This is a genomic window from Streptomyces sp. NPDC057638 (assembly GCF_042800315.1).
In the GTDB taxonomy this organism is placed as follows: domain Bacteria; phylum Actinomycetota; class Actinomycetes; order Streptomycetales; family Streptomycetaceae; genus Streptomyces.
The window spans coordinates 19,668-32,829 of sequence record NZ_JBHVHF010000057.1 but is presented as its reverse complement, the minus strand read 5'-3'; the positions used below and the strand labels follow the sequence as shown (position 1 = coordinate 32,829).

The 13,162-nt window shown below is 72.3% G+C and carries 9 protein-coding genes; 6 read left to right on the top strand and 3 right to left on the bottom strand.

From position 1 onward, the window contains the following. Positions 1-46 precede the first annotated feature (46 nt). A complete protein-coding gene (locus ACFVIM_RS11310; protein WP_384300441.1) occupies positions 47-1,750 on the bottom strand; it encodes a hypothetical protein in 1,704 nt (567 codons plus the stop codon). Next, positions 1,740-3,551, bottom strand: a complete 1,812-nt coding sequence (locus ACFVIM_RS11305) for a hypothetical protein (RefSeq protein WP_384300440.1) — start codon at positions 3,549-3,551, stop codon at positions 1,740-1,742. The genes ACFVIM_RS11310 and ACFVIM_RS11305 overlap by 11 nt, the downstream gene beginning before the upstream one ends. 388 nt (positions 3,552-3,939) lie before the next feature. Here ACFVIM_RS11305 and ACFVIM_RS11300 point away from each other — a divergent pair, with 388 nt between their 5' ends. The 5 genes from ACFVIM_RS11300 (at position 3,940) to aroQ (ending at position 9,456) form a co-directional block, all read left to right on the top strand. Further along, complete coding sequence (locus ACFVIM_RS11300) at positions 3,940-5,529, top strand: alpha/beta hydrolase (protein ID WP_384300439.1); 1,590 nt, start codon at positions 3,940-3,942, stop codon at positions 5,527-5,529. 374 nt (positions 5,530-5,903) lie between these two features. Further along, positions 5,904-7,451: an alpha/beta hydrolase gene (locus tag ACFVIM_RS11295; RefSeq protein ID WP_384300438.1), complete on the top strand. Its 1,548-nt coding sequence runs from the start codon at positions 5,904-5,906 to the stop codon at positions 7,449-7,451. A gap of 202 nt (positions 7,452-7,653) precedes the next feature. Then, positions 7,654-7,869, top strand: coding sequence for a hypothetical protein (locus tag ACFVIM_RS11290; protein WP_384300443.1), 216 nt, complete (start codon positions 7,654-7,656; stop codon positions 7,867-7,869). Positions 7,870-8,285: 416 nt separating this feature from the next. Beyond that, complete coding sequence (locus ACFVIM_RS11285) at positions 8,286-8,696, top strand: RidA family protein (protein WP_384300437.1); 411 nt, start codon at positions 8,286-8,288, stop codon at positions 8,694-8,696. A gap of 145 nt (positions 8,697-8,841) precedes the next feature. Continuing rightward, a complete protein-coding gene (gene aroQ, locus ACFVIM_RS11280; protein ID WP_384300436.1) occupies positions 8,842-9,456 on the top strand; it encodes a gamma subclass chorismate mutase AroQ in 615 nt (204 codons plus the stop codon). Between the two features lie 231 nt (positions 9,457-9,687). Here aroQ and ACFVIM_RS11275 read toward each other — a convergent pair whose 3' ends face one another. After that, the gene (locus tag ACFVIM_RS11275) at positions 9,688-11,262 is read right to left on the bottom strand and encodes a hypothetical protein (protein ID WP_384300435.1); all 1,575 of its coding nucleotides are present in this window, start codon (positions 11,260-11,262) and stop codon (positions 9,688-9,690) included. A gap of 226 nt (positions 11,263-11,488) precedes the next feature. Here ACFVIM_RS11275 and ACFVIM_RS11270 point away from each other — a divergent pair, with 226 nt between their 5' ends. Continuing rightward, positions 11,489-12,988 carry an FG-GAP-like repeat-containing protein gene (locus ACFVIM_RS11270; RefSeq protein WP_384300434.1) on the top strand — a complete coding sequence of 500 codons (1,500 nt, stop codon included), beginning with the start codon at positions 11,489-11,491 and terminating at the stop codon, positions 12,986-12,988. Positions 12,989-13,162 lie beyond the last annotated feature (174 nt).

Genomic DNA, 13,162 nt, shown 5'->3' with positions numbered 1-13,162 from the left:
CCCCCTCCACGGGGGGTGCCGCCCTTCGCCGTTACCCGGGTGCGTGTTACCGCACGTCGACGTAGTCGCCCGTCGCCACCGAGTCGAAGCGGGCCGTGTCCTGGGTGCCCGCGTAGTAGCGGATGATCCAGGTCCCGTCCCGTTGGGCCGTGGTGGTGAAGGAGGCGCGGCCCACCGCGTCGGTGGTGTCGTAGCCGACGCGGGACCAGGTGGTGGAGCCGTTGGGCAGGAACCAGAGCTGGACCCGCTTGTCGGGCAGGGCCTTCCAGGTGGTGCCGGTCTTCTCCCCGGCGATGCCGGTGACCGTGAGGGTCGCGCCCTTGCGGACCGGTTCGGGGGTGGCGTTGACCGAGGCGATCCGGGTCTCGGCGCGATGCAGCGCGACGGTCGTGCCCACCGTGTCCGTGTAGTGGTCGCCGCCCGCGTGGCGGACCCGGAAATGGCCGCCGGCGGGGGCCTTCCCGGTGACGGTGAAGGGCAGGCCGTAGGCCCACATCTCCTTCCTGGTGGTGCTGAGGGTCTTCCAGCCCGTGGTGCCGTTGGCCGAGTGCTCCAGCAGCAGCGGGAACGGATGGTCGCGGTGGAGCGGCGACGGGTAGCGCGGGCCGAACGTGCCGGTGAGGGTGACCGTACGGTCCGCGCCGAGGGTGCCCGTCACGCCGTCGATCCGGGCCTCCGAGGGGTGTGCCAGCGGCTTCGCCGTGCTCTCGCCCGTGAGGTAGGGGCTGGTGACCCGTGCCGTGAAGCCCTGGAACCGGGGGTCGGAGACACCGGGCAGGGTGGCGGTGAAGCGGCCCTCGGCGTCGGTGGTGACGGTGGAGCCGGGAACGGGTTCGGTGTCCCAGTCCGGGTAGGGGCGCTCCCGTACCAGTTCGACCCGGAGTTCGACCCCGGCGGCCGGGGCGTCGCCGAAGCGGGCCTGGCCGGTGACGGTGGCCTTCTCACCGGGCCGCACCCGGGTCCGGTCGGCGTCGGCGGTGAGCGTCACCTGGCGTGCCGGGGCGGCCGTGACCTTCGTGGTGGTCTTGGCCTTGCCGTTGACCTGGACACTGGCCTCGGCGAAGCTCGCGGTGAAGTCGCCGGTCGGGCCGGGCAGCGGCACGGCCTCGGCGAAGTCGCCGTTCTCCGCGGTGGTGACGGTCCGCAGGGTGGTGCCCCGGTCATGGCGCTGGAGCAGTTCCACCGTACGGCCGGTGAGGGCGACCTGGTCCCCGGAGCCCGGCTGGATCCCGGTCAGCCGCCCGTGGGGGCGGGCGTGGGGATCGTCGTACGAGGCGGCCGGGACCGTCAGGGTGAGCGCGGGCCGCAGGGTGAAGTCCAGGACGCCCGCGCTCCGCTTGGTGGTGGTGGCGCCCGCGCTGTCCGTGGCGGTCACATCGATGGCGTACCGGCCGATCGCGGGCATGGTGCCGCCGTCCTCGGTCAGCTTCAGCGGCTGGTCGGTGGGGACGGTGAAGCGTCCCTGGCCGAGGGAGGCGAGGGCGGGCAGTTCCGCGACGACGGTGTCGCCCTGGCGGATCCTGGCCGAGGCGGAGACCACGGTGGCGTTCCCCGGGCTGGTGGTCCAGGTCCGGGTGGTGAAGACACCGCGCTGGCCGGGGTCGGTCTGGGTCATACCGACGCCGACCGGGGAGGGATCGTCCTGCGCCGCGGGGGCGGAGGCGAGGGCGGGGGCGGCGGGCGCGGCCAGCGCGAGCGCGGCCGCCGACGCCACGAGGGAGAGCCGCAGGCCCTGACGGTCAGCGCGCATCGACGTAGGTCACCTTCGTCTCGGTGTGGAGGTATCCGGCCGCGATCTGGGTCTCGACGCGCCAGGAGCCGTCGCCGGGCACCGTGCCCTTGAGGGAGTAGCCGCCGGTGCGGCCGGCCGTCCCGGTGGTGATGGCGCGCCAGGTGTCCGAGCCCCGGGCCTTGAAGGAGAGCACCAGCTTGGCGCCCGGGTGGGCGTTCCAGCCGCCGTTGACCTGGCGCTGGAGGGTGCCCGTGGCGGTGAGCTTGCCGCCGCGCTCGGGGCGGGCCGGGGTGAGCTTCGCGCTGGTGATCCGGGTCGGGACGCGGACCTGGTGGACGGCCGGTCCGGTCAGCTCCAGGTGCTGGTTGGTCTCCGGGTGCTGGAAGCGGTAGTAACCGCTGGGCTTGCCGGGCGCCTCGATGCTGATGGCGCACGCTGTCGTGGTGGCGCCCGTGCGCAGCACCGACCACTTCTTCCCGTCGGGCGAGTACTGGAGGTTCAGCGGGCGCGGAGTGCCGCAGCCCTTGGGGGTGTTGAGGACGGCCCGCGCCTTCACCGTGCCGTACGGGTCCAGGGTGATCTTGTGGTGGGTGAGGGTGGCCGCGACCGGGATGTAGATGATCCGGCCGTCGCTGCCCGCGTACTGGAAGTACGGGGAGGGCTTGACCTCCGTGGTGACGGTCCGGGTGAGGTCGCCCGCCGTCGCCGGGTAGGTGAAGGTGCCATCGGCCGCGACGGTGCCCTGGCCGCGTACGCCGCCCCGGTCCGAGGTGCGGACGGACGCGCCGGTGAACGGCTTCCAGCCGTCGTCGGTGAGCCGCTCGGCGCGGCCGGTGACGGTGAACTCGCCGCCGGGGCGCAGCCGCAGCCGGTCGTAGTCGGCGGTGAGCCGGTAGGTCATCTTCCGTATCGGCACCGTCGGCAGTCCGTCGAGGGAGGTACGGGTGATCGCGCCGCGCGGGGTGTACGGGATGGCGAACCGTCCGTCGGCGCCGACCGCGCCGTCGGCGTGGCCCCAGTTGCCGTTGTCGATCAGCGTGACGTTGACCGGGGTGCCCTCGGCGGCGGGCCTGGCCCGGCCCAGCTCCGGGTCCCAGGTCTCGGCGGTGCCGGAGAGGGTCAGGGTGCGGTGGTCGTAGTCGGTGTAGGCGCGGTCCCAGGAGGCCGAGGTGATCGCGGTGTACTCGCTGTAGTAGACGCTGGCGTTGGTATCCCGCAGCTCCGGCCCGCCGGGCTGCCGGTAGACGATTTCCACCGGGTAGCTTCCGGCCGGGGTGCCCGGGGGCAGCCGTACCGGATCGACGGTGTCCCAGGTGGCGTTCCAGCCACCCGTGTTCGGGATGTGGTTCCAGGTCAGTTCGTCGAAGGTGCCCAGGACGACCCCGGACTCCCGGGAGCGCAGCACCCGGACCTGAAGGGAGACGGTGTCCTGGTCGAGCCCGAGGACGCTGAGCCGGCCGTCGCCGCGCAGGGTCGCCTGGAGCCGGCCCGGCAGGGCGGCGGCGCGGCTCGGCGTGTCCTCGCGGCGGTCGGTGGCGGTCCGGGCGGGTGTGTCCTTCCGGCCGTCGGTGGCGGCGTCGCCGGGCGTGCCCTTCCGGCCGTCGGTGGCGGCGCGGGTGGGCTCCTCGCGGCGGTCGGTGGCGGCCCTGTTCGGCTCCGCCTTCCGGCCGTCGGTGGCCCGGGGCCGCTCCTCCCCCCGGCCGTCGGCGACGGCCATCGGAGCGGTGGTGAGGGCGGATGCCGTGACACCCGCCGTGAGTACGAAGACGGTGGCCGCCCGCACGAGGGCAGGCGGCAGCGTGCGCTTGGAGCGCGTCAAAGGGACCCCCCACAGGTCAGAACGGCGGCACACCGAAGGACGGTGGCCGCGGGCGGCCCGCTGTTGAGAGACAGCGGCCGCAGTGTGGGCCCACGATAGCGCTGGGGTTGATGGGGAGGAAGTCCAGGGTGAGAGGAGTGTCGTACTTCCTGGCGATTTCCCGGCCATTGCTCCCGAGTGGGGCGCAGGGGGCGTGCGGGGGCGTGCGGAGGGCTCGATACGGTCCCGGTGGATGACGTCACCTCCGCGGGACAACTTCGGAGGGACATCCTCCGTCTCAGGTCACGGCGGGTTCCCCACCCGTGGGGGATCCCCCCTGCGACCGGAGCACCTCCCGTTCGAGGGCTCCACCCGCCTGTGACCCCACAGTCCGAAAGGAAACGTTGACGTGCAGAGACGACGGTACGCTCCGCTGCTCGCGGTGAGCCTCATGGCCTCGATGGCCCCCGCGCTCGCCGTGGCGGCGCCAGCCTCCGCCGCCCCCGGGGCCGCCGCCCAGGGTGCCGCGACCACCACCGCGGCCTCGCTGGATCGTTTCACCCAGCAGAAGCTCAGCTGGAAGCGGTGTTCGCCCGAATCGCCCGCCTCCTACCAGTGCGCGACCCTCACGGTCCCGCTGGACTACGCCCGCCCCAGCGGTCCCACCACCAAGGTCGCGGTCTCCCGGATCAAGGCGACCGACCCCGCCAAGCGCCGGGGTGTGCTGCTGCTCAACCCGGGCGGCCCCGGCGGCTCCGGCACCTATATGCCGGAGTTGCTGCGCATGGACGCGCCCAAGTCGCTGCTGGCGCGGTTCGACGCGATCGGCTTCGACCCCCGGGGCGTGGGCGACAGCTCCCCCGTCAGCTGCGGGCTCACCGAGAAGGACTCGGCCTGGCCGCGCCCGTACAAGGCCGCGACCTTCAGCGCCGATGTGGCCTGGGCCAAGTCGGTGGCCGAGAAGTGCCGCAAGAAGTCGGGGGACCGGCTGGGGCACATCACCACCCGTAACACCGCGCGGGACATGGACGTGCTGCGGGCGGTCCTCAAGGAGAAGAAGATCTCCTACCTCGGCTACTCCTACGGGACCTATCTGGGCGCCGTCTACGCCCAGATGTTCCCGCAGCGGGCCGACCGCTTCGTCCTCGACAGCGCCGTCGACCCCAAGCGGGCCTGGCGCGGGATGATCCAGGTCTGGGCGGAGGGCGCCGAGCCCGCCTACCAGCGCTGGACCGAGTGGACCGCCAAGCGGAACAAGACCTACAAGCTCGGTGACACCCCGGCCAAGGTCGACAAGACCTTCTGGGACCTCGTCGCCCGCGCCGACCGCAAGCCGATCGTCGTCGAGGGCGAGAAGGTCGACGGCTACGCGATCCGCAACGGCATACGCCAGGCGCTGTTCTACCCGAGGGACGCGGCCCAGGCCATCCGCGACCTGAAGAAGGTGGCCGACCAGCCCGCCGCGAAGCGCTCCGGGGCCATCGCCCCCTCGCTGATCCGGCCCGCCGCGCCCCGCTGGGCCGCGATCGACCCGGCGCTGGAGAACATGGAGGCCAGCTTCTGGGCCGTCGCCTGTGGCGACAACACGGCCGCCTGGCCGAAGGACAGCGCCCAGTACCGCAAGGACGCGCTCCGCGACAAGAAGCGCTACCCGATCTGGGGCGACTTCGGCTCCAACATCCTGCCGTGCGCCTTCTGGAAGAAGTCGCTGGAGCCCGCGACGGTCATCGACAACAAGGTCGGCGCGCTCGTCGTCCAGAACGAGTGGGACTCCCAGACCCCGCTGTCGACCGCCGTCGCGATGCACAAGGCGATGAAGGGCTCGAAGATGGTCACCGTCAAGGGCGGTGAGGGTCATGGTGTCTACCTCGGCGGCAACGCCTGCGCCGACGCCGCGACAACGTCCTATCTGACCACCGGCAAGCTGCCGTCGGCCAATGTCACGTGCACGGCCGGGAAGCCGACCCAGTCGCGTCTGCTGGCACCGTCGCAGCGCTGAGCTGAACGGAACAGAACGGAACGGGCCGGCCTGAGCTGAACAGGGCGGTCCGGCACCACGGACCCGGGTTCGCCGTCGCGGCGGGCCCGGGTTCCGTGTGTGCGGGCCCGGGTGCGGGTTTCCGTATGTGCGGCCGAGGGTGCCGCGGGCCCGGACCTGGGTCAGGGGGGAGGAGGGGTGGAAGCCCAGGCAGGGGTGGGGCGGCGGAGAAGGGCGAGGGGAAGCGGTACCCCTGGGAGAGGAGTGCCAACCGTCCTGGATCATCCCTAAGTTGGATCACTCACCGCCTCACGGGTGGAGGCGCGCCACCCGTCCCAGCCGCCAGAGTCATCTCCGTACACGATCACCGACCCCCAACCGGAAGGATCGTTTCCGTGCAGACGAGACGGCTGATACCCCTTTTCGCGGGCGGCGTCCTGGCCACCACCCTGGCCCCGGTCGCCGTCGCCGCTCCCACCACGAGCGCGGCGAACGCGACGACCGCGACGAGCACGGCCACCGTCACCCGTACCGCCACCCAGGGCTTCACCCCGCGCGCGCTCGACTGGGAGCGCTGTGCGGCCGAACTGCCCGCCAGCTTCGAGTGCGCGATCCTCACCGTCCCCCTGGACTACACCAAGCCCCAGGGCCGGACCATCGAGGTCGCCGTCTCCCGGATCAAGGCGGGCGACCCGGCCAAGCGCCGGGGCGTCCTGCTGTTCAACCCGGGCGGTCCCGGCGGTCCCGGCATCGGGATGCCGCTGGAGATGGCCGGGCTGCCCGCGTCGGTCAAGGAGCGCTACGACTTCATCGGCTTCGACCCGCGCGGCATCGGCCAGTCCACGCCCGTCAGCTGTTACCAGACCCGGCCCGACCTCCAGTGGCCCCGCTCGCACCGCACCTTCGACGCCAATGTCACCTGGGCGAAGTCGGTCGCCCAGAAGTGCCAGCGGAGCCAGCGCGAGGTGCTGCGGCACATCACCACCCGTAACACCGCCCGGGACATGGACACCCTCCGGGCCGCGCTCGGCGAGAAGAAGATCTCGTACTTCGGTGTCTCCTACGGGACCGCGCTCGGCGCCGTCTACACCCAGATGTTCCCGAAGCGGGCCGACCGGGTGGTCCTCGACAGCGCGGTCGACCCGGCGCAGATGTGGCGGGCGACCTTCCAGGAGTGGGGGCCGCAGGCCGAGCCCGCCTTCCGGCGCTGGGCCGCGTGGGCGGCGGAGCGGCACGCCACCTACGGTCTCGGCGACACCCCCCGGAAGGTGACCAGGACCTTCTACGACCTCGTCGCGCAGGCCGACCGCAAGCCGTTCGCCTGGGGCACCAAGACCTATGACGGCGCCGGGATCCGCGCCGCCGTCCGCCCCTACATCTTCTTGCTGAAGGAGGGCTCCGCCGCCGTGGCGGACCTGCGGAAGGCCGCTGCCGGAAAGCCGTCCCAGGGCGTTCCCGTCTTCGACGACATGATGACGGACAACTCCATGGCGAGCCTGTGGAGCGTGCTGTGCGGGGACGCGAACTGGCCCCGTGACGTGGAGAAGTACCGCGCCGACTCGGTCCGGGACCAGGCCCGCTACCCGCTCTTCGGCGACCACTCCTCCGGGATCACCCCCTGCGCCTTCTGGGAGAAGCCCGTGGAGCCCGTGACGAAGATCGACAACAAGGTGCCCGCGCTGATCGTCCAGAACGAGTGGGACTCCCAGACCCCGCTGTCCACCGCCCAGGCCATGCACCGGGCCATGAAGGGCTCGGCCTTCCTCACCATCGAGGAGGGCGAGGGCCACGGTGTCCTCGGCTACCAGACGAACGCCTGCGCGGAGAAGATCGCGGCCTCCTATCTGACCACCGGAAAGCTCCCCGGGGGCACGGTGACCTGCCAGGCCGAGCCGACGGCCACGAAGCGCGCGGACGCCCGGGCCCCGAGGTATCTGGGCTGAGTCCGCGTGGGCGCGCCGCCTCCTCCCTCCTCCCCCGGCGTGAGGGGGCGGCGCGTCCGGACCGTTCCGCGCTCCGGGGGTCCGCCCCCGGAGCGCGGGGGGTTCTCAGCCGTGCGAGTGACACCGTGGCGGCCTACTCCGGTCCCAATGTGGACACGCTCTGTGGGTAAGGACAGCACTCAGCGTGGAGGTGCCAGGGGAGATGGTCGTGCGCTCGGCGGACCGGTTGCGGGTCGCGGAAGAGGTCATCGAACAGTTGCGGGACGAGCTGGGTCAGCTGGGGGTGAGGCTGCCCTCGCTGCGGGTCGATCCGATCTCGCTGGCCAGCGACGATCCGTATCCCCTGATCGATCTCGGCCGGTGCAACCTCGATACGGCGATGAGGCTGGCGGCCGTCCTCCACGGCGTCAGGGAGTAGCGGGCGGGGGAGTCGCGGCGGGGGAAGTACGGCGTACGGAGGGTTCTCGGCGTACGGAGGGGACGCGGCGCCCGGGGGATCACGGCGTACGGGGGAGGAGCCCGCTCGGCGTGATCGACCACGGCGGGGCGCACCGGAGAGCCGGTGCGCCCCGCCGTTCGTCTGCGAGCGCCCCCCAGGTGTCCGAGCCGTCGTTCGCGCGCGCCGTCTGGGCGCCCCGGCGATCCACCTGCCCGAGCCGTCCGCATGCCTGAGCCGTCCGCATGTCCGAGCGGCTGGGACGCCCGAGCCGCTGGGACGCCCGAGCCGTTCGGACGCCGAGCCGTCGGGGCGCCCGCGCCGTCCGGGTGTGCCGCGCGCCCGGCGGCCGGAAAACCCGATGCGTACGCCCGTACATCTTCTCGATAATCGGACGCATGAGTCCCAAGATCACCCGCATCAACCCCGACCAGCTCCACTCCAACCCCGGTTACCACCACATCACTGTCGTCGAGGCGGCCCGTACCGCCTATCTCGCGGGCCAGTGCCCGCTCGACCGCTCCGGCGAGGTCGTCGGCGTCGGCGATGTCGACGCCCAGATCGAGCAGATCGCCGCGAACGCCCTGACCGCGCTCCAGGCCGTGGGCGCCTCGCCCGAGGATGTCGTACGGTCCGTGATCTATGTCGTCAGCGATGACCCCGAGGTGCTCGCGGCCGCCTGGGACCGCCTCAACGACTCGGTGATCGGCGCGGCGTTCAGCACCGCCAGCACGCTGCTGGGCGTCGCCCAGCTCGGCTACCCGGGCCAGCTGGTCGAGGTCGACCTCACCGCCGCTCTCTCGGACTGACGGATCGTCAAGGAAAGTCCCGTACGGAACCGTTGACCCGTTGAGCCCCTCTAGCGGGAGGGGACCAACGGCGTCCGGTCACGTCCGGGCGCCCACGGGGGATCCCCGGACGTCACGCCGTCTCCGGAGATGGGAAGCCTTGACCATGCGCACCCCGCTACGCCACACCCTGACCGCCACCGTCGCCGCCACGGCCCTCGCGCTGTCGGCCGCGCCCGCGCTCGCCGCGCCCGCCGCCGCCGACCGCTCCACCGCCGCCGTGTCGGCCGGGCACCACGCCCAGCTGCGGTCCCTGGCCTCGCTCTCCGCCGAGCGCCTCGCCACGGCCGATCTCGTCGCGGCCTCCAAGTGGGGCACGGACAAGCCCATCGACGACCCCGCCCGGGAGCAGGTCGTCCTCGACACCGTCCGGGCCCAGGCCGCCGCGCTGGGCGCCGACCCCGAGGCGACCGTCCGCATCTTCCGTGACCAGATCGAGGCGAACAAACTGGTCCAGCGCGGTCTGCACCGCCTGTGGACGGAGGACCCGGCCAAGGCCCCGGCCGAGCGGCCCGACCTGGACCAGGTCCGCAAGGAGATCAACCGCGTCACCACCGAACTGGTCCGCGCCATCGCGGCCTCGGCCGACGCCCGCGCCGCGTCCACCTGCTGGGGTGTGCTGGCGGTCTCCGCGCTCCAGGTGAAGGTGGAGAAGCGGCTGGACCGGCTGCACACACGGGGGCTGGTGCGGGCGGTGCCGTCGGTGTGCGAGACGGAGTGAGCGCGGGGCGCTGACCGGGGGCTCCCCGCGTCGGTCCGTGTCGGTCCGTACCGGTGTCGCCGCGTCCCGGTGGCTCCCTCAGATCCGCCGGGCGCCCCTGCTTCGGTGGCTTCCCGCCGCGGGCCCGGACCGGGCGGGCACCCCCGATCCGGCGGTCTCCCGGTGCTGTGGGCTCCCGGTCGTTCCGTACGGACAGGGGTGTTCCCGGCGGTGGGGCCGTGGCGGCGGGTGTCAGTGCCGGTCTTGGACCTCGGCGGAGCCGAACGGCACGGCGAAGACGGTCCGGCGGCTCCGTGATTCCTCCGGTGTCAGGTTCGCGCAGCTGTCGATGGTCTTCTCGTCCTCCCGGACCGGCTTGTCGCAGATGCCCTCGGTGAGCCCCCACAACTCGTTGACCTGCTGGTTGGTGCCGGTGGGGGTGCCGGTGCCCCGGACGGGCCAGCGGTCGAGGCCCTGGACGACGCCCGCGGCCCAGTTGCCGGTGGAGATCCTCCGCGTCGGATCGGCGGGGTCGGGCGCGGTGCACTTGTTGGTGCGTGTGGCGCGGGTGTCACCCTCCCAGGTGCGGGCGAAGATGTTGGGGACGGTGCCACAGCTGCTGTGGAAGGCGAAGTTGAGCGGTCCGCCCTGAGTGTCGTTCCAGGTCAGGCCGGACTGGACATGGCTGTAGCCCTGGATCGCGTAGGCGTCGTGGATCTGGGTCTTGTTGTCGGTGAGGGCGAGCAGTCCGGGCTGGCTCGCGGCGCCGAAGTCGTTGAGCGCGTAGCGGGCGATCCGGCCCCCGTAGCCGACCGTGTGGTACTCACCGGAGACCAGCTTGAAGGGCTTGCCGCCGGTCTTGTCCAGGGAGAGCCAGGAGTGGCAGAGCGCCCCGGTGGCGGTGGCCGAGGCACAGCCGCCGGTCTGGGAGTAGTGGCGCACCTGGGGAAGGACGTAGGGGAGGCCGCAGGCGCTGGACTTGCCCGCGTCGACGCCGATGGTGGTGACGTTCCGGCCCTGGGTGTGGACCTTCGACAGCTTGTTGATGTCGAAGACGCGGATGCCCTTGGCGGTGTCGGTGACGAAGAGGTGGTTGCCGTACCAGACGATGCCTCCGGCGTGCGCCGGGATGGCCTTGAAGTCCGTTCCGGCGGCGGAGGTCGGCTCCACGAGGAGGACGTGCTGGTACTGGCCGGTGTCGTGGTCGATGAAGCTGACCCGTACGTCGTTGTACTTCTGGCAACCCGAGTTCGTGGTCAGGGGCTGGTACCGCCACGCGACGGCCACGGCGGCACGGTTCTGGATCCGGCCGTCACCGCCGTCGGCGGCGCCCGTGGTGCTCATGCCCTGCGGGAGCCACTCGCGGGTGGTGTCGTCGCCGAAGGCGCTGTCCCAGCACCAGGCCGTCACCGTGGGGACCGGGGGCAGGGCCAGCCGCTCCCGGTCCACGCAGTCGCGCATGGAGCGGCGCTTGGTCCAGGGGTCGTCGCCGGCGGGGTCGGTGCCGAGGAGGGTCGGCAGGGTGACCTTGCCCGCGAGCCGGCTGGCGACGAGGGCGTCGGTGCCCGCCTGTGTGTTCTGGTGGGTGAGCGAGAACGCGGGGGGTACGGCGGTGATCCTCTCGACGGCGGGGCCCGGTGTGTTGGCCGCGGCCGTGACCTGGGCGGTGGCGGCGCCCGGAGCCGTTGGGGCGGTCTGGACACCGGGGACCGGCTTCGGCGCCGCCGGTGCTCCGGCCGCCCCCGGTACGGCGTGGGCCGTGGCCATGGTGGTCAGGGTCAGGAACAGGGATAGCGCGAGGGACTTCATCCCTGGCCGGGCTCTCACATCGTCTCCTTGTGGGGGGCATCGGTGGTCGGGTGGGCTCGCACAGCTCGTCCCGGGTCGCCCCCGGTACCGCCGACAGGTTCGGCGGTGTCCTTGCCGAGCTGCGCAGAGGTGTCCTTCCCGAGCTGCGAAGAAACGTCTCTGCGACGTGCAACCTTTACCCGCCCTCGCCGGTCTCGTCAGCGAGTCACAGAAATCACGGCAGTAACGCCTGTGGGGGAACATCATGCGTACGCGCACTCTGGCCACCGCCATCGCGGTGGCCGCCGCCTGCCTCGGCGGCCTCGTCGGCGGGCCCGCGCCCGCCGCCCATGCCGCTCCGGCGAAGCCGGGCGCCAAGCCCACCGTGCTCCCCTCGGACTTCGACGGCGACGGCCACCGTGATCTCGTCCTCAGCGCCGAAGGCGGCGCCCCCGGTGGCGCCGTCGTCGTGCTGTACGGCTCCGCCGCCGGGCCGGACCCGTCCCGGCGGGAGGTCCTCACCCAGGACAGCGCGGGCGTCCCGGCCACCTCCGAGTCCTACGACCGCTTCGGCGCGCAGACCGCCACCGGGGACTACGACGCGGACGGCTTCACCGACCTCGCCGTCTCCGCCAGCGGCGAGGACATGAGCTTCGGCGGCACCTACCGCCGCAACGCCGGCCAGATCATGGTCCTCTTCGGTGGGAAGAAGGGACTGACCCGGCACGGTGCCACGACCGTGCGGCAGACCGTGCCCGCCTCCGCCGACGTCCGCCGGGGCGCCTCGCTGGCGACCGGTGACTTCAACGGCGACGGCCGGGCCGACCTGGCGACCGGCGACTACAGCACCGGCCGGGGCGGTGAGGTGCTCTACGGCCCCCTCAGCCGCAAGGGCAAGCCGGTCTCCGTCGTCTCCCTCGGCCTCACGGACGGTCAGACCCGGGTCCACACCGCCCTCGACACGGGCGATGTCACCGGCGACGGCATCACCGACCTGGTGGTGCAGGTCCACCCCACCCGTCCCGGGGTGACCGGCCGGATCGAACTCCACCGGGGGACACGGAAGGGTCTGGTCCCGGCCGGACGGCTCACCGGCTCCCGGGGCGAACTCCTGATCAACCGGGGCGCGACCGACGTGCATGTCGCCGTCGGTGACCTGGACAAGGACGGCCACGCGGATATCGCCGTCGGCGGGGACTGGATCCACGGCGATCCGTTCTCGGCGGGCGCGGTCACCGTCGTCCACGGCGGCCCCGCGGGCCAGGCACGGCGTCCCGTCCAGGTGATCACCCAGGACACCCCCGGTGTCCCCGGCTCCGGCGAGGAGGGCGACTTCTTCGGCCACTCGGTCTCCATCGGTGATGTCAACGCCGACGGATACGGCGACCTCGCGGTCGGCACCCCCACCGAGAACCTGCGGACCGTGGCGGACGCCGGACAGGTGACCGTCCTGCCCGGCGGCCCGCGCGGTGTGACGGGCGTGGGCGCCCGCGTCCACCACCAGGACAGCGGCGACATCGCCGACACCGTGAGCGAGTACGAGTACTTCGGCTTCGCCGTCCAGCTGACCGACCTCACCGGCGACGGCCGCGCCGACCTCGCCATCGGCTCCAAGGGCCAGAAGTCCTACCAGGGCCGGATCACCCTGGTCCCGGCCGACCGGACCGGCGTCCTGTCGGGCCTGGGGACCGTGACGTACGACGCGTACGACGCCGGACTGCCGATCGCGCCGTGGTCGGGGTTCGGGGACGCGTTCGGGAGTTGAGGGCCGCGCCCCGCGTAACGACACGGCCCCGTCCGTACGGAGTGACCGTACGGGCGGGGCCGTGCCGTGCGCGGGGAGCGATCCGGGGTGAGTGGCGCACGGATGGTGCGAGTTGTTGCACACGGAGGGTCTACAACCCTCCGGCCACCTGATCAGTCCCAACAACTGTCACAC